Consider the following 15,440-nt stretch of genomic DNA (forward strand, 5'->3'; position numbering starts at 1 on the left):
CCCGGTCGTTCACGGGCGCGGGGTCGCCCGGAAGTCCTGCCGCACCAGGGTCTTGCCGTTCGGCAAGGGATATTCGCGGTGGTCCAGGGCTGCGAACCCCGCATCCGACATCGCTGCGGCCAGCGCCTCGGGGTCGATGTCCGACGACACCGACGCGAGAGCGTCGAACGACGACGAGTGGTTCGTCGAGCTGACGAAGCCTGCCTTGTCGTTGTGCTGGATCACGCACGAGAGCACACCGATGGAGCGGGCATTGGCGGCCGCGAAGGCGACGAACTCCTCGGCGCCCACGTACTCGACGATGAGGTTGGCGATGAGGAGGTCGACGCGCTCGATCCGCACGGAACGGTCGATGCTCGTCTCGATCAGACGGAGGCGATCGCCGAGCCTGTCGCGATACCGGGTCTCGCAGGCGGCGAGGTACTCGGGGTTGATGTCGTACCCGTACACGGCATCCGTGGTCTCCGGGTCGATGACGTCGAGTCCGTTGCCTCCCGCCACTCCCAGCACCCCGATCGCGCGGAACGGGTACGCGGCGAGCTGTTCCCCGGTGATGTCGCGCAGCCGCTGAAGCTGCCCGACGCCCGGGTCGCCCATGTGCTGCTCGTACACGTCGAGGTCGATTCCACGCCAAGGGTGCTCGGGCGTGCCCATCAGAGGTTCCCCATCGGCTCGATGTCGATCTTCACCGGGGTGCCCCAGATTCGCAGCACTTCATAATCGGTGAACTCGTGGACCAACCGGTAGGCCATGCCCGGGCGGGGGCCCCGGCGCTGGGCGGCGAGATAGAGCTCCGCCTCCTGTTTGTCGCGGCGGGGTGTGCCGCAGAGCTGCCAGGTCTGGCCGGTCCACAGCTCGGGGAGCCAGCGCTGCTGGGGCTGGGGCCGGTCGCCCCGCACTCCGTAACGCGACTTCGTGCGTTCCCCGATCTCGTCCGGGGCGGTCGGACGGCCCTGCGGGAACGAGTCGTTGACCTTCGAACGGCGGGCGAGGCGGCGCCGGGTCTCGCAGAGCAGGCACAGGTCCGGGGCGTCCTGGTCGACCGGGCCCGTGGGGTGCTCCGGGCAGCGCGTGGTGGGGGCCGCCGTCGTGACGGTCTCCTCCAGCAGGTCGAGGGCCCGCTTGAGGTCGGCCTTCACCTCGTGCAGCTTCGCGTCCTGCGTGTCGGAGGACAGGGCGTCCCCGTGCTCGCCGAGTACGCGCAGGGCGCGGCCCAGAGCGGTCAGTTGCGCGTGGTTCACGGTTCTCGTACCCCTTCCTGTTCGGCCTCCCTAGACTCCCACGCCCCACTGACATCCAGTTCTGCCCGCATCCGTTCGCACACATCCACCACTGCCTCCTCGTGCGGTACGGCGCCCGCGTCGAACATGGCCATCTGCAGGGCCGGCCCGTGTACCCCGTACCGGTCGAGGTCGGCCTTCAGCGCGGGCTGCACGACGAAGTGGATGTGGCCCGGTACGGCGCCCGCGTGGGACCAGAGGCAGACGTAGACCTGCTCGGGGCGGGTCACCGCGGTGACGGCGGCGGCCACCCGTCGAAGGAGCGGGCCGAGTTCCGCGGACTCGGGCGGTGTCAGGTCGGCGATGTGGAGGACGTGGCGGAGCGGTTTGACGACGAGCGTGCCCAGGCCCAGGGGGCCGACGCAGTGCTCGACGACCCACAGGGCGGTGCGGTGGACCGTCCCGCCCGGGAGGTGCTCGGTGCCGGAGGTGAGCCGGCAGGCCATGCAGGTCGTCCGGTCGGTTCCCGGCTTCTCGGTCACGGGCGTTGCTCCTTCCGGCGGACGGCGGCAAGGGAGCGTGCCGGTCAGTGGAGCGCCGCCGCCAGGGCCGCTCGCAGGTGGCCGTTGCTCTCCTCCAGGAGGCGGGTCGCCGTGGGGCCGTCCACGTTGCCCAGGATGGTGAGGATGGCGTTCTTGACCTCGCCGTCCGTTGCCGCGAGGGCCGCCTCGATCTCCTCGTCGGAGGCGCCGGTGGCGAGCGAGACGATACGGCGGGAGCGGGCGCGCAGCTTCTCGTTCGAGGCGCGGACGTCGACCATCAGGTTCCCGTACGTCTTGCCCAGGCGGATCATCGTGATCGTCGAGAGCATGTTGAGGACGAGCTTCTGTGCCGTGCCCGCCTTCAGACGGGTGGAGCCGGTCAGCAGCTCGGGGCCCACGACCACCTCGATGCCATGGTCGGCCGCCGCCGCGAGGGCGCTGTCCGCGTTGCAGGACAGGCCGACCGTGAGCGCACCGAGCGCCCGCGCGTGCTCCACGGCACCGATCGCGTACGGCGTGCGGCCCGAGGCGGAGACCCCGACGACCACGTCGTCCGCCGTGAGGTCCAGGGCGGAGAGGTCCTCCACGGCCAGCTCCGCCGAGTCCTCCGCGCCCTCGATCGACGTCGTCATCGCCGCCGGGCCGCCCGCGACCAGGCCGACGACCTCGGAGGGGTCGGTGTTGAAGGTGGGCGGACACTCGGACGCGTCCAGCACGCCGAGCCGGCCGGCGGTACCGGCGCCCGCGTAGACGAGCCGTCCGCCGCGCCCCATCCGCTCCGCGATGGCGTCGATCGCCGCCGCGATGCCCGGCAGCTGCGCGGCGACGGCGCCCGGCACGGTCGCGTCCTCCCCGTTCATGAGCTTCGCGATGTCGAGTGTGGGCAACTGATCGATCTCGGACAACTCGGGCCGAAAGGCCTCGGTGGTCAGGCTCTCCAACTCGGCCCGCACATCCCGGTGGTCGGAGGCCGAGGAGTGCGAGGAGCGTGAGGAGTGGGAGTGGGAGTGGGAGTGGGAGTGGGAGTGGGAGGGGGCGTCGGTGGCATCGGCGCTGGAGGTCATGTACGACGGCTCTTTCTGGTACGGGGCGGTTCTGGCGCTGAAGTTTCGTCCGTGGGCTTCAGAGTGCCGGGGCGCCCGGCCTTTGTCCTTCAGGGGCGCGGGGCAGTGACATTCGCGACTCCGCCGCGGGGCGCGACCAGCCCCCGCACACCCGCAGCTACCTACCGGTCTCAGACCGCGGCTATCGCGGCGCGCTCCGGTGACGATGCGCCAACGCCTCGTACGACGCCGACAACGCAGGCGCCGCGGTCTCGTACGTCCGCTGCGCGACCCCGATGAACAGGCAGTCCACCACCAGCAGCTGACTCGTCCGCGAGGACATCGCCGCCGGCCGCAGCTCGCTCTCCCGGGCCGTGGACGTGGTGAGGATGTGATCCGCGTACTGGGTGACAGGGCCGTCCGGACGCCCGGTGATCGCGACCGTCGTGGCCCCGCGCTCGAACGCGACCCGCAGCGGCTCGATGACATCCCCCGTCGACCCGGAGTGCGTGATCGAGATCGCCACGTCCTTGGCGCGCAGCTGCACGGCGTTGGTCACCGCGAGGTGGGGGTCGCTGTGTGCCTGGGCTATGAGACCGATCCGCAGGAGCTTCTGGGTGAGGTCCTGCGCGACGAGACCGGACGCCCCGACGCCGTACACGTCGATACGGCGGGCAGCCGCGAGGGCGCCGACCGCCGCGCCGAGCTGGACCGTGTCCAGCCCCGCCGCCGTGTCGGCGAGCGTCTGCTGTTCGTCGTACGCGAGCTTGGCGACCACGTCCGCGATCGGGTCGTCGACCGCGATGTCGGCAGTCACGGCGGGGGCCCGGCCCGACTGCTGCTGGGCCGCGAGTCCGGCGAGGGCCAGGCGCAGGTCGCGGTAGCCGGGGTAGCCGAGGAGACGGGCCGTACGGACGACCGTCGCCTCGCTCGTACCGGTCAGTTCCGCGAGGCCGGTGACCGTGAGGGCCGCGCAGCCGGCGGGGTCCGCGGCCACGGCCTCGGCGACGCGCTGCATGGAGCGGGTCATCGAAGGGGCGAGCGTGCGCACCTTCGCCGCGAGGGCCGCGGGGGCCGGCGGGGCTTCGCCCGCGAAAATTTCCTTCACTTCGTGGGTCACGTATGAAAGATATTTTCGCCACGGGGGAGGGTCAAGGGGTGGGGTCCGCGTCCGCGGCCGGTGGAGGCCGGTGGGGGCTGGTCGCGCCCGAGCGGCGGAGCCTGAGCCGCATACGTATACAGCCCCGCGCCCCTTACGAGGCACAGGCGGAACCCGGCACCGCGCTGCCCGGGTGGCGCACAATGGACGTATGGATTCTCCGCCCTCTCCCCATCCCATCAGCCCCTTGGAGCAGGCGTTGCACGCGGCGCGGGCGCTCGTGCTTGCCGATCTCGCCGCGGGTGAGGTCGCCGAGCCGGACGTCGTCTCGTTCGTCGAGGAGTCGGTGGTGCAGCGGCGCTGGTGGGTGGAGCAGTGGCCGGAGGGGGTCGACTACGTGGCGGGGCTCGTCGCCCAGGACGTACAGGACGCGCTTCTCGAGCGGTACGGACGGTGGCCGCTGTGTCCCGTCTGCGGTGCCGGTGACCCCCACGCCCTGGAAGTGGAGCCGGAGTTGGGCGCCGACCCGCACTGGGTGTGCCACAAGGCGGGCGTGAAGGTCTCGCCTGTGGGCGCGCTCCAGACGGCCGGCGGCGGGACCGGCGGGGGGACGCCCTCCTCGTGACCGTCTACATCGACCCGCCCGACTGGCCGGGGCACGGCCGCATGTGGTCCCACCTCGTCAGCGACGTCTCGTACGACGAACTGCACGACTTCGCCCGCCGGCTGGGCGCCCCCGCCCGGGCCTTCGAGCGTGATCACTACGACATCCCCTCGCACCGGTACGAGGACGCGGTCGCGGCCGGAGCGGTGGAGGTTCGCAGCCGCGAGGTGGTGCGGCTGCTGCTCGCGTCCGGGCTGCGCAGGCCCAAAGGGCGTGCGGTTCCCGGGAGTTGACGGGCGACCGACGGTGTCCCGCCCTCAGCTGCTCAGCCCCGCAGCTCGTACGCGTACTGCTCCCCGTCCTCTCCCTCCCCGCCCGCCTCGCTCACCCGGGTGAAGCCCGCGCGGGACAGCACGCTCTGGGAGGGGGCGTTGACGCGGTCCACCGTCGCGAACAGGGACGTGACGTCGTCGCGGGAGAGGGCCCAGGCGGACAGCGTGCGCAGGGCCTCGGCGGCGTAGCCGTTGCCGCGGGCGGACTCGGCCAGGTCGTAGCCGACCTCGGCGCGGCCGTCCTCGTCCGGGGCGCCGTGGAAGCCCATGCCGCCGACCGCGCGGCCGTCCTCCCGGCGTACGAGGACGAACAGGCCGAACTCAGGCCGGTGCACCCCGGCCTCGTACGCCTTCGTGACCATTCCGGCGGCGTCCCGGGTGCCCTCGAAGGGGCCGTCCTGCGTCCACTCGAAGCCGCCGGTGCCGCCCGTGCGGAGGTCGGCGGCGGCTGCGGGGGTGACGCCCTGGAGGGTGAGGCGGTCGGAGGGGATGACGAGGTTGTTGTTCCAGCGCCAGTCGGTGAGGGGCGCCCGGCCGGGCAGGTCACCGCGGCCCGTGGCCCACAGGAGCGTGCGCCAGTGGCCGGCGCCGGGCGCCGGTCGGACGTGCGGGAAGATCCGGGTGAGCACCGACTCGCAGAGCGCGGCCGGGGCCTCGTACGGGATGCCCAGGCCCTCGGCGATGTCGTGCGTGTGCGCGAGCACCTCGGTGACGCCCATCGCGGCGAAGCCCTCGCGGTTCGCGCTGCGGAAGGGGTACGGGTGGAAGGCGCGGGCCTCGTGAGGGGCGGCCCGGACGGCTGCCGCGAGCAGGGTGCCGGTCGCCTCGACGACCTGGAGGACGTCCTCGGGGCTCTCGCACTCGTCCATGGAGATCTCGAACGGTACGTAGCGGTCGGTGGGGAGGCCCGCCAACTGCCCCGCGTACGCGATGCAGTCCGACGCGATGTGCTCCGCCGTCTGACGGCAACTCCAGTCCAGGCGGCCCGCCTTGACGCTCCAGTCCCGGTCGGCCACCCGCCGAAGCACCGCCACCGCGTCCGCGACGGCCTCTTCCACCTGATCCCCGCCCATAGCCAGCATGCCGGTGAGAATAGGTGATCAGTTCGCCGAACGAGACTGATTAATCGGCTCGTTGGGGGCTGCGGCAGCAGTGGTTGTGGCAGCCGTGGCTGTGGAGGGCGGGGCTCCGGCGGTCACCACCCGTGAGGCCGTCGTACGTCGGTGCAGGCGCAGCGAGACCGCCGTCACCGCGCCCGCCGTGACCGTCAGGGCCGCGCCCGCCCAGGCCGGGGAGGCGAAGCCGAGGCCCGCGTCGATGACGGCGCCGCCGATCCAGGGGCCGCCGGTGTTGCCGAGGTTGAACGCGGCCGTGGTGGTGGCACCGGCCAGGGTCGGGGCCTTGCCCGCCACGTTGAACATCCTGGCGTTCAGGGCCGGGGCCGTGTAGAAGGCGGAGACGCCGAGGAGGAAGGCGAGGGTGACGGCGGCGACGGCGTACTGCCCGAGCAGCGCCAGCGCGACGAGCAGCACGGACGAGGCCGCGATGCCGGAGAGCAGCACCCCGAAGAGGTGCGCGTCCGCGATCCGGCCGCCGATCATCGTGCCGATCAGCGCCCCGACGCCGAACAGCCCGAGCACCACGGGCACCCAGCTGTCGTCGAGCCCGGACACGTCGGTGAGCAGCGGCGCGAGATAGCTGAACGCGCAGAAGACACCGCCCGCCGCGAACGCGATCAGCGAGATGGAGAGCCAGACCTGCCGGTCGCGGTAGATCCGCAGCTCCCGCCTGAGCTGCGGCTTCTCGTCGGGGAGGGGGATACGGGGGATGAGCGTGGCCACTCCGACCAGCGCGACCGCGGAGGCCGCGCCGACCGCCCAGAACGCCGAACGCCAGCCGAGGCTCTCACCCAGGAAGGCGCCCGCCGGGACACCGAGGACGTTCGCGATGGACAGGCCGCCGATCATCACGGCGAGGGCGCGGGCCCGGGCGTTCACCGGGACCATGGCGATGGCCACGGCAGCGCCGACCGCCCAGAACCCGGCGCACGCCAGCGCGCTCACGACACGGGACGCGAAGAGCACGGCGTAGTTCGGGGCGAGGGCGCCCGCGATCTGGCCGACGCCGAAGACCGCGATGAGCGAGATCAGGGTCGTACGGCGGGGCATCCGGAGCGTCGCCACGGCCAGCAGCGGCGCGCCCACCACCATGCCGACGGCGAAGGCGGATATCAGCAGCCCCGCGCGCGGAATCGACACGTTCATGTCGTCCGCGACGGCCGGCAGCAGCCCGGAGAGCATGAACTCGCTGGTGCCCAGTGCGAAGACGGAGAGCCCGAGGACGTAGACGGCCAGGGGCATACGGGTGCGGGTGGCGGTGCGGGTGGGCGTGGCGGAGCCGGCGCTCGTGGGGACGGGCATATCAGGTGCCAACCTCATGGATGGGCCTGTCATTCCATCGGCTGCCGTTCAGCCCGTCAACAGGCTGAGCTCCGACTCCAGGTTCCGGCGTGCCGGACCCTCCCATTCCCTTGTCCCGTAAGGGGTGTGGAAGAGGCGTGGCAGCTCCAGAAGCTGCCGCAGAATCGCCGCGCGGCCCTCCCGGAAGGCCTCCGGCGGGACGAAGGCGTACTCCTCGCGGACGGCTGCCGTGTAGGCGGCGTACGCGGCCGGGGGCGCCGCCAGGATGGCGAGGTCGGCGTCGCAGAGGACCTGGCCGTTGGGGTCGTCGTCGGCCGGGGCGTGCGTGACGGTCAGGCGGACGAGGCGGGCCACCTCCGCCGTGCCGGCCGCGGAGACACCGGCCTCGGGCAGCGCACGCTCGGCGAGCCGGGCCGACCGCTCCTCGTTCTCGGACCGGTCGGGGAGGTAGACCGCGTCATGGAACCACGCGGCCAGCCGCACCAGGTCCACGTCGTCCGCGTACTTCTCGTGCGCCTCCAGCACATCGATGTGGTCCAGCACCGCCGCCAGATGATCAACCGTGTGATACCGCCGCTGCGGCTCCGACCAACGGGAGATGAGGTTGTCGGCGTAGGGGGCGGGGTCCGGCCGGGCACCGGCGTCGCGGGTCCCTTCCACGGCATGGAACCAGCGGGAGCGCAGGGAGTCGAGGTCGGCCATGGGCCCATTGTCCACCGCGCCCCGGCCCCGTAAGGGGCGCGGGGCTGCATCGGTCTGCGGATCCGCCGCGTGGGCGCGACCAGCCACAACCGGCCCGCAGATTTCCACGACCGTACGATCCCGCCCGCCCCCGCGGAGCCCCTAGCGTGGCTTCATGACTGCCGCAGACACGCACCCCGTACGCGATCCGGAACTCCCCGGCCGCCTCCTGGCCGCAGAACGGGACGCCCTGATCCCCCTCCTCCGCGGACGCCCCGAGCACGACTTCGAGGTCAGGACCTGCTGCCCGGGCTGGACCGTACGACACGTCCTCGCACACTGCTCGGCCGCGCTGTCGAGGGTCGTGGAGAGCCGCTACGAGGAGGACGTGTTCAGCCCCGAGGCGAACGACCGGGACATCGCCGAGCGGTCGGGCCGGTCCATCGCGGAGATCGTCGACGAGCTGGAGCGCGGCATGACCGACGCGGGCCCCGTGATCGCCAAGGCGGGCGGCGCGCTGGACGGGGTCGGACTCGGCGAGTGGGTGCACGCGGGAGACGTACGGGACGCGTGGGGCGAGCCCGGAGCGTACGCGGGTGCCCAAGTCGGCCCCGCGCTCGACCTGTTGGCGTGGATCACCCGTGACCGGCGGCGGCCCGCCCTGCACGCCGACCTCGACGACCGGGACGAGCCGCTGCTGCTCGGCGCGCCCTCGGGCGACCGGCCGCCCGCCCGTTACCTCGGGGACGCGGCCACCCTCGTACGGCTGCACGCGGGGCGCCCGCTGACCGGGACGCGGTACGAGCTGGCGGGGGTGACGGAGGCCGAGCTCGATCTGTTCGGCTGAGCCCCGGCGGATCGGTCCCGGTCCCTCGGTCCGCGGTGTCGAGCGCGTAGGCTGACTATTGGACTAGACCTGTAGCCGCCCGAGGGAAGAGGTCCTATGAGTGAGCGTGCAGTCCTGGAGGTGATCGCCCTCGGTGTCGAGGACGCGGTCGCCGCCGAGGCCGGAGGCGCGGATCGACTGGAGCTGGTCACCGACATGGCCGCCGACGGGCTGACCCCGCCGGTCGAGACCTTCGCGGGGATCAGGGCCGCCGTCGGCATCTCGCTGCGAGTGATGCTGCGCCTGGCCGACGGTTTCGAGGCCGGGGACGTACGAGCACTCGTGCGGGCGGCCCGGGAGCTGCGGGCCGCCGGGGCGGACGAGTTCGTGCTCGGGTTCCTGGACGAGACCGGGGAGCCGGACCTGCCCGCGCTGGAGGCCGTGCTCGACGAGCTGGACGGCTGCCGCTGGACGTTCCACCGGGCGATCGACCGCGCGGCCGACCGCGACGCGCTGCGCAAGAGCCTCGCCGACCTGCCGGGCCTGGACGCGTACCTCACGGCGGGGTCGGCGGAAGGCGTGGACGAGGGTCTGGCCACGCTGCTGGCGGAGGCGGCCCGCAGCGGAGAACAGGGTTACGAGCCGCAGCTCCTGGTCGGCGGCGGCCTCCGCCTCGACCACGTACCGCGCCTGCGGGCCGCCGGCGTCGACGCCTTCCACATCGGGGGAGCGGCCCGGCCCGGCGGCTGGGACGTACCTGTCTCGGCGGAGGCGGTACGGGAGTGGCGGACGGCGCTGGACGCGGCCTGATCCTGAGCGGCGGCACCTCTGCAAAGAGGCAAGTGCACCTTGACACCCCGGAATTGGCAAGGTGTGCTTGCCTCATGCCGCTTCCCGATCTGGACGATCTCATAGCGGAGGTCGACCGCACCTGCGACACCGCGCACCGGGCCGCCACGAGCCAGGAACAGCCGGACTGGCTGGCGCTGTTGACGACGGCGGCGGGCGTCGCGGGTCAACTGCAGGCGCTCGCCGACGACTTGGTCGAGGACTATGTCGAGCACTGCCGGATGCACGGCCACTCGTGGACGGACGTCGGCGCGGCCCTGGGCGTGACCCGGCAGGCGGTCCAGCAGCGTTTCCAGGCCCCGCACAAGCGGTACGGGCCGGAGACGATGACCGACGACCTCCGCCTGGCGATGACCCATGTGAAGCGGGCCGCGGTCCAGCACCGCAACAACTACATCGGCACCGAGCACCTGCTCTGGGGCCTCACCGCCGGGACCAACTCCGCCACCCGGCTTCTCCGCTCGCTCGAAGTGTCACCGGACGACATCCATAGGGCGGTGGGGGCCCGCTTCAGCGTCGGAGCCTCACAGGCCGCCGAGCGCATCGCCTGGACGCCGTACTCCCGCAGGGCGATCGCGATCGCGGAGGAACGCGCCTGCGCGGAGGACGGCGAGGGGGCGGAGGACCGCGAGGGGCCGGAGCCCCTGATCGACTGCCATCACCTGCTCCACGGCCTCGCCCGCACCGGCCGGGGAGTGGCCGCGACGGTGCTGGCGGAGGCGGGCCTGGACCTCTCGACCCTCTGAAGCCCGACCCTCTGAAGCAGGAAGGAAGGGGGAGGGAAGCAGGCGGGAAGCGGGAAGAAGGCAACGAAGCAGGGCGCGAAGCGGGAAACGAAGTAGGAAAACAGGGGGACGGGTCTCGTGACCACAGCCATCGTCGCAGTGATCGGCACTCTGCTGGGCGCCGTCACCGCGGGCGTCATGCAGCACCTCACCACGGTCGCGGCCCGCCGCGACCGCGACCGGCAGGCACTCGCCGCCGCCGTCGCCGCCCTCCTGGGCGCCGCGACCGACCACCGGCGCCACCAGTACCTGAAGCACGTCATGCGCAGGCAGGGTCACGAGGAGACCATGGAGATCCGCGCGGCCCGCTACGAGGCGCGCTCGGAGATGACGAAGGCCCTGACCTCCCTGACCCTCGTCACCGACGACCCGTCGCTCCTCGGTCTCGCCGACACCCTCGTCCAGCGGTCCACCGACATGGGCGAACCGCCCCACGACGACTACGACGCCGTCAACGCCGCGGGCGACCGGGCCAGGGAAGCCCACGCCGCCTTCCAGGCGGCAGCGGCCGAGCGCCTCCGGCGCGCCCGCTCCTGAGGACGTTCACAACGTCCCCGCCCCCTCGGCCAGTTGGGGCGGCAGCGGCGCCGCGTGCGTGACGATCAGGCCCGAGACCGCTCGGGTCAGGGACACGTACAGGCGGCGCAGACCGGTGCGCTCGTCCGGTTCGCCGTCGACGACGGCCCGGGGCTCGTCCAGGACCACGTAGTCGTACTCCAGACCCTTGGCGAGCGAGGCCGGGACCAGGGTGAGCCGGGTGGTCAGGGTCGTCTCCTCGCCGGGGCCCAGATAGGGAAGCCCGGCCGCCGCCAGGGCCTCGGCCAGCAGCGGTACGCGCGCGTCGGCGGCGATGAGCCCGACCGAACCCTCGTTGCGCAGCAACTCCTCGCAGGCGGCGACCACTTCGGTGTCCGAGGTGTCCGCGGTGGCCGGGCGGACCTCGAAGAAGCCCGGGTTCTCGCGGACCGACGCCACCGGGGTCAGGCCCGGCGCGATGTGAGGGAGGAGTCGGGACGCGTACGTGATGACGTCCGTCGGCACACGGAAACCGGCCGTCAGCTCCTCGACGACCGCGTCCCCCTTGCCCAGATGGGTCAGCGCCTCCTCCCAACTCCGGGTCGCCCAGGGCGTCGTGCCCTGTGCCAGGTCCCCGAGCACGGTCGCCGAACCGGTCGTGCAGCGCCGCCCCACCGCCCGGTACTGCATGGGAGAGAGGTCCTGCGCCTCGTCGAGCACCACATGTCCGAGGGAGTGCGTGCGCTGTACGAGGTCGGTGGCCTCGTCGATCAACACGGCGTCCGCGGCGGCCCACTTGGCGGATTTCACCGACCGTACGGGCCTGCTCCAGAGGATCGTCTTCTGCTCGTCCTCGGTGAGGACGCCCTCGGCGTGGGTGGCCAGGAAGTCGGCGTCGGAGAGCAGACGCAGCACGAGTTTCGCGGGCTCGACCGGCGGCCAGAGGCTCTTCACCGCCGCCTTCACCGCGGGGTTGCGGGCCACGGCGTCCTGCACCCGGTCGTCCGGGGCCTCGCCCGACCGCTCCATCTGCACCAGCACGGCGTGCGCGATGCGCTGCGGCAGGGCCTCGCGGGCGGCGCCGTACCGGATGTCCCGGTCGAGCAACTCCCGCACGATGACTTCGAGTTCGTACGCCGGGACGCGCCAGCGCCGTGAACCGCGGACCACCACGACCGGTTCGACGGGCATGGTCACGTGCGAGCGGACGGCCCGGCGCAGCACCTCGGCCATCCGTGCGTCGCCCTTGACGACCGCGGTCGCCGCCTCGTCCCTGCCCCGCACCTCCACATGCGCGACGAGGTCGTCGACCGTGGCCTGCTTGACCTCCAACTCGCCCAGTGCGGGCAGCACTTGCTCGATGTAGTGGAGGAAGGACGCGTTCGGCCCGATGACCAGGGTGCCGGTGCGGGCGAGCCGGTCGCGGTGGGCGTAGAGGAGGTAGGCGACGCGGTGCAGGCCGACCGCCGTCTTCCCGGTGCCCGGACCGCCCTGCACGCAGACCGAGCCGCCGAGACCGGACCGTACGATCTCGTCCTGCTCGGGCTGGATCGTCGCCACGATGTCGCGCATCGGGCCGACGCGCGGGCGCTCGATCTCCTGCTGGAGGAGCTTGCTGGTGGCGGCCGCCTCCGCGGGGTCGGAGAGGTGCTCGTCCTCGTACGCGGTGAGGTCGCCGCCGGTGTACCCGAAGCGGCGGCGCAGCGCGATGTCCAGCGGGTTCTTCTTGGAGGCCCGGTAGAAGGGCTGGGACACCGGGGCACGCCAGTCGATCACCATCGGGTCCCCGTCGGCGTCGTGCACGTGCCGGCGCCCGATGTAGAAGCGCTCGCCCCCCGCGCCCTCCGCCTGGTCGGCGCCCGGGGAGTGCAGATAGTCGAGGCGGCCGAAGAAGAGCGGGGTGTGCGAGAGGTCGGCGAGGGCTTTGACGCGCTCGTCGATCTGGCGCGTGAGGACCTCCGCGTTGACCCAGTTCGCGGTGACGTCCCGGATGTCGAGCGACTCGACGTCCTCGCGCATCGAGCGGAGGGCGGCGCGGGAGTGGGTGAGGTGGGCGCGCTCGCGGGAGAGCGGGTCGTCGGACGGATCGGGGACCGGCATGGCGGAGTCGGGCGGGGTGGACACGGGTGATGCCTCCGGGGCCTGGAGCCTGCTGCGTGGGTGTGCCTCATCGCCGTATGGCGGGGCTGTCGCCGTATGGCCGGGCTGTGTGCCGACCGGTTTCCGTCCGGTCGGCGGCACTCCGCGAGGGAGGCGGGCAAGAGCGGAGATTTTAGGCGAGAGGAGGGGATGGGGGCCAACCATTTATCGCCGCGTCCCCTAGGGGACGCCGTCCCCCTCCCTACGGGGGACGGGTCACTCCGGAGTCGTACGCGCGGGCAACGAAGGTTCGGTCCGCAGGCCGATGAAACCGGAAGGCGAAAATTCCACTATGGATACATGAGCACAGCGACCTTCACCCCAGCCCCCGTCAGTCCCGGCCCACCCCCGGGAGCCACCGCCCTCCAAGGCAGCCACCGCCACCGCCTCGGCGACACCCTCCGAGCCGTAAAGGTCTTCACAAGCGCCGCCCTCAGCGTGATCCTCCTCGGAGAATACGAAGAGGAAGCAGGCATACGCCGCCGGTAGCCGCACCGACGCCCCTCCACGGGCGCGAGGAACGGCGCGCTTTCAGGGGCGCGGAGAACGGCGCAATTTTTTGGCTTTCAGGGGCGCACGTGACGAACCGACCTCGACTACAGCCTTTCAGGGGCGCGAGGAACTGCGCGACCAGCACAGACCAACCCGCACCCTCCCGACACCCTCACCCGCTCAGCTGTCCGCCAGCAACTCATCCGCATCCACAATGCGATACGCATACCCCTGCTCAGCCAGGAACCGCTGTCGATGCGCAGCGAAGTCCTGATCGATCGTGTCCCGAGCCACCACAGAGTAGAAGTGCGCCTGGTGCCCGTCGGCCTTCGGCCGCAGCACCCGCCCGAGCCGCTGCGCCTCCTCCTGCCGGGACCCGAACGTCCCGGACACCTGGATCGCGACCGTCGCCTCCGGCAGGTCGATCGAGAAGTTCGCCACCTTCGACACCACGAGCACACTGATCTCGCCCTGCCGAAACGCCTCGAAGAGCTTCTCGCGCTGCGCGTTGGACGTCTCACCCTTGATGACAGGCGCGTCCAGGTGCTCGCCCAGCTCGTCGAGCTGGTCGATGTACTGCCCGATGACAAGGATCTGCTGCCCGGCGAACCGCCGCACCAGCGCCTCAGTCACCTTCCGCTTCGTCGCGGTCGTCGCGCAGAAGCGGTACTTCTCCTCCGTCTCGGCGGTCGCGTACGCGAGACGCTCGGCGTCCGTGAGATTGACGCGGACCTCCACGCAGTCCGCGGGCGCGATGTACCCCTGCGCCTCGATCTCCTTCCAGGGAGCGTCGAACCGCTTCGGGCCGATCAGCGAGAACACGTCCGACTCACGGCCGTCCTCCCGCACCAGCGTGGCCGTCAGACCGAGCCGCCGGCGTGCCTGGAGGTCCGCGGTGAACTTGAAGACGGGCGCGGGCAGCAGATGCACCTCGTCGTAGACGATCAGACCCCAGTCGCGGGAGTCGAACAGCTCCAGGTGCGGATAGACACCCTTCCGCTTCGTCGTCAGGACCTGGTACGTCGCGATGGTGACCGGCCGGATCTCCTTCCGCGTACCGCTGTACTCCCCGATCTCCTCCTCGGTCAGCGAGGTCCGCTTCACCAGCTCGTGCTTCCACTGCCGGGCGGAGACGGTGTTCGTGACGAGGATCAGGGTCGTGGCCTTCGCCTGGGCCATGGACCCGGCCCCGACCAGCGTCTTTCCGGCGCCACAGGGGAGTACGACCACCCCTGACCCGCCGTGCCAGAAGTTCTCGACCGCCTGCTTCTGGTACGGCCGCAGCGCCCAGCCGTCCTCGGCCAGCTCGATGGGGTGCGCCTCGCCGTCCACGTACCCGGCGAGGTCCTCGGCCGGCCAGCCCAGCCTCAGCAGCGTCTGCTTGATCTGGCCGCGCTCGGAGGGGTGCACGGCGACCGTGTCCGGGTCGATCCGGGCGCCGACCAGCGGAATGACCCGCTTCGAGCGGAGGATCTCCTCCAGCACGGGCCGGTCGGTGGTCGTGAGGACGAGCCCGTGCGCCGGGTCCTTGCTCAGCGTCAGGCGGCCGTAGCGGTCCATCGTCTCGGCGATGTCGACCAGCAGCGCGTGCGGCACCGGATAGCGGCTGTACTGCACGAGCGCGTCGACGACCTGCTCGGCGTCGTGCCCGGCCGCCCGCGCGTTCCACAGCCCGAGCGGCGTCAGCCGGTACGTGTGGATGTGCTCCGGCGCCCGCTCCAGCTCGGCGAAGGGTGCGATGGAACGACGGCACTCGTCGGCCAGCTCGTGGTCGACCTCCAGGAGCAGCGTCTTGTCGGACTGGACGATGAGTGGACCATTCACGCGTGCGTCCCCTTCTGCACAGCTGTGCGGTGTGCACGGCCAAACGTCCAGTGTGCCTGATGCGCGAG

Annotated in this window: 16 protein-coding genes; 6 read left to right on the plus strand and 10 right to left on the minus strand. The window is 71.7% G+C overall.

What is annotated here, in order from left to right; all coding sequences use genetic code 11:
• Positions 1-9: 9 nt before the first annotated feature.
• The 5 genes from ACN20J_RS27685 to ACN20J_RS27705 all read right to left on the minus strand — a co-directional run bounded on the left by ACN20J_RS27685 (position 10) and on the right by ACN20J_RS27705 (position 3,925).
• On the minus strand, positions 10-654 hold the full coding sequence (locus ACN20J_RS27685; protein WP_419667034.1) for a hypothetical protein: 645 nt from the start codon (positions 652-654) through the stop codon (positions 10-12).
• Positions 654-1,241, minus strand: coding sequence for a hypothetical protein (locus ACN20J_RS27690; protein ID WP_419667035.1), 588 nt, complete (start codon positions 1,239-1,241; stop codon positions 654-656). The genes ACN20J_RS27685 and ACN20J_RS27690 overlap by 1 nt, the downstream gene beginning before the upstream one ends.
• A complete protein-coding gene (locus ACN20J_RS27695) occupies positions 1,238-1,762 on the minus strand; it encodes an HIT family protein (RefSeq protein ID WP_259333282.1) in 525 nt (174 codons plus the stop codon). Before ACN20J_RS27695 ends, ACN20J_RS27690 begins: the two co-directional genes overlap by 4 nt.
• 44 nt (positions 1,763-1,806) lie before the next feature.
• The gene (gene murQ, locus ACN20J_RS27700; protein ID WP_419667036.1) at positions 1,807-2,826 is read right to left on the minus strand and encodes an N-acetylmuramic acid 6-phosphate etherase; all 1,020 of its coding nucleotides are present in this window, start codon (positions 2,824-2,826) and stop codon (positions 1,807-1,809) included.
• 181 nt (positions 2,827-3,007) lie between these two features.
• Positions 3,008-3,925: a MurR/RpiR family transcriptional regulator gene (locus ACN20J_RS27705; RefSeq protein WP_189836845.1), complete on the minus strand. Its 918-nt coding sequence runs from the start codon at positions 3,923-3,925 to the stop codon at positions 3,008-3,010.
• A 190-nt stretch (positions 3,926-4,115) separates the two neighbouring features.
• On the opposite strand from ACN20J_RS27705, the gene ACN20J_RS27710 reads away from it, so the two are divergent.
• Positions 4,116-4,529, plus strand: coding sequence for a hypothetical protein (locus tag ACN20J_RS27710; protein WP_190228944.1), 414 nt, complete (start codon positions 4,116-4,118; stop codon positions 4,527-4,529).
• Positions 4,526-4,801 (plus strand): DUF4031 domain-containing protein, encoded by a 276-nt coding sequence (locus ACN20J_RS27715; RefSeq protein ID WP_055613941.1) that lies wholly within the window; start codon positions 4,526-4,528, stop codon positions 4,799-4,801. The genes ACN20J_RS27710 and ACN20J_RS27715 overlap by 4 nt, the downstream gene beginning before the upstream one ends.
• 32 nt (positions 4,802-4,833) lie before the next feature.
• On the opposite strand, the gene ACN20J_RS27720 is transcribed toward ACN20J_RS27715, so the two are convergent.
• The 3 genes from ACN20J_RS27720 to ACN20J_RS27730 form a co-directional block, all read right to left on the minus strand.
• Positions 4,834-5,922: a GNAT family N-acetyltransferase gene (locus ACN20J_RS27720; RefSeq protein ID WP_419667037.1), complete on the minus strand. Its 1,089-nt coding sequence runs from the start codon at positions 5,920-5,922 to the stop codon at positions 4,834-4,836.
• A gap of 18 nt (positions 5,923-5,940) precedes the next feature.
• On the minus strand, positions 5,941-7,200 hold the full coding sequence (locus ACN20J_RS27725; protein ID WP_189838343.1) for a Cmx/CmrA family chloramphenicol efflux MFS transporter: 1,260 nt from the start codon (positions 7,198-7,200) through the stop codon (positions 5,941-5,943).
• Between the two features lie 108 nt (positions 7,201-7,308).
• Complete coding sequence (locus ACN20J_RS27730; protein WP_189836847.1) at positions 7,309-7,962, minus strand: hypothetical protein; 654 nt, start codon at positions 7,960-7,962, stop codon at positions 7,309-7,311.
• Between the two features lie 154 nt (positions 7,963-8,116).
• Here ACN20J_RS27730 and ACN20J_RS27735 point away from each other — a divergent pair, with 154 nt between their 5' ends.
• From ACN20J_RS27735 to ACN20J_RS27750, 4 genes are all read left to right on the plus strand, one after another.
• Positions 8,117-8,788, plus strand: a complete 672-nt coding sequence (locus ACN20J_RS27735) for a maleylpyruvate isomerase family mycothiol-dependent enzyme (protein WP_189836848.1) — start codon at positions 8,117-8,119, stop codon at positions 8,786-8,788.
• A gap of 96 nt (positions 8,789-8,884) precedes the next feature.
• The gene (locus tag ACN20J_RS27740) at positions 8,885-9,577 is read left to right on the plus strand and encodes a copper homeostasis protein CutC (protein ID WP_190228948.1); all 693 of its coding nucleotides are present in this window, start codon (positions 8,885-8,887) and stop codon (positions 9,575-9,577) included.
• 74 nt (positions 9,578-9,651) lie between these two features.
• A complete protein-coding gene (locus ACN20J_RS27745; RefSeq protein WP_259333284.1) occupies positions 9,652-10,362 on the plus strand; it encodes a Clp protease N-terminal domain-containing protein in 711 nt (236 codons plus the stop codon).
• A 117-nt stretch (positions 10,363-10,479) separates the two neighbouring features.
• Complete coding sequence (locus ACN20J_RS27750; RefSeq protein ID WP_189836850.1) at positions 10,480-10,938, plus strand: hypothetical protein; 459 nt, start codon at positions 10,480-10,482, stop codon at positions 10,936-10,938.
• A 6-nt stretch (positions 10,939-10,944) separates the two neighbouring features.
• On the opposite strand, the gene ACN20J_RS27755 is transcribed toward ACN20J_RS27750, so the two are convergent.
• Positions 10,945-13,017: a HelD family protein gene (locus ACN20J_RS27755; protein ID WP_419668965.1), complete on the minus strand. Its 2,073-nt coding sequence runs from the start codon at positions 13,015-13,017 to the stop codon at positions 10,945-10,947.
• Positions 13,018-13,728: 711 nt separating this feature from the next.
• Positions 13,729-15,372 carry a DNA repair helicase XPB gene (locus ACN20J_RS27760; RefSeq protein WP_189836852.1) on the minus strand — a complete coding sequence of 548 codons (1,644 nt, stop codon included), beginning with the start codon at positions 15,370-15,372 and terminating at the stop codon, positions 13,729-13,731.
• Positions 15,373-15,440 lie beyond the last annotated feature (68 nt).

Origin of the sequence: Streptomyces sp. 2-1 (genome assembly GCF_048564895.1) — a bacterium.
GTDB classification, from domain to species: domain Bacteria; phylum Actinomycetota; class Actinomycetes; order Streptomycetales; family Streptomycetaceae; genus Streptomyces; species Streptomyces phaeochromogenes.

Excerpts from the sequence above, each read along its gene's own strand:
- ACN20J_RS27730 (WP_189836847.1), bottom strand. The coding sequence starts at position 7,962 with ATGGCCGACCTCGACTCCCTGCGCTCCCGCTGGTTCCATGCCGTGGAA.
- ACN20J_RS27740 (WP_190228948.1), top strand. The coding sequence starts at position 8,885 with ATGAGTGAGCGTGCAGTCCTGGAGGTGATCGCCCTCGGTGTCGAGGAC.
- ACN20J_RS27725 (WP_189838343.1), bottom strand. The coding sequence starts at position 7,200 with ATGCCCCTGGCCGTCTACGTCCTCGGGCTCTCCGTCTTCGCACTGGGC.
- ACN20J_RS27710 (WP_190228944.1), top strand. The coding sequence starts at position 4,116 with ATGGATTCTCCGCCCTCTCCCCATCCCATCAGCCCCTTGGAGCAGGCG.
- ACN20J_RS27745 (WP_259333284.1), top strand. The coding sequence starts at position 9,652 with ATGCCGCTTCCCGATCTGGACGATCTCATAGCGGAGGTCGACCGCACC.
- ACN20J_RS27755 (WP_419668965.1), bottom strand. The coding sequence starts at position 13,017 with ATGCCGGTCCCCGATCCGTCCGACGACCCGCTCTCCCGCGAGCGCGCC.
- ACN20J_RS27720 (WP_419667037.1), bottom strand. The coding sequence starts at position 5,922 with ATGCTGGCTATGGGCGGGGATCAGGTGGAAGAGGCCGTCGCGGACGCG.
- ACN20J_RS27735 (WP_189836848.1), top strand. The coding sequence starts at position 8,117 with ATGACTGCCGCAGACACGCACCCCGTACGCGATCCGGAACTCCCCGGC.
- ACN20J_RS27685 (WP_419667034.1), bottom strand. The coding sequence starts at position 654 with ATGGGCACGCCCGAGCACCCTTGGCGTGGAATCGACCTCGACGTGTAC.
- murQ (WP_419667036.1), bottom strand. The coding sequence starts at position 2,826 with ATGACCTCCAGCGCCGATGCCACCGACGCCCCCTCCCACTCCCACTCC.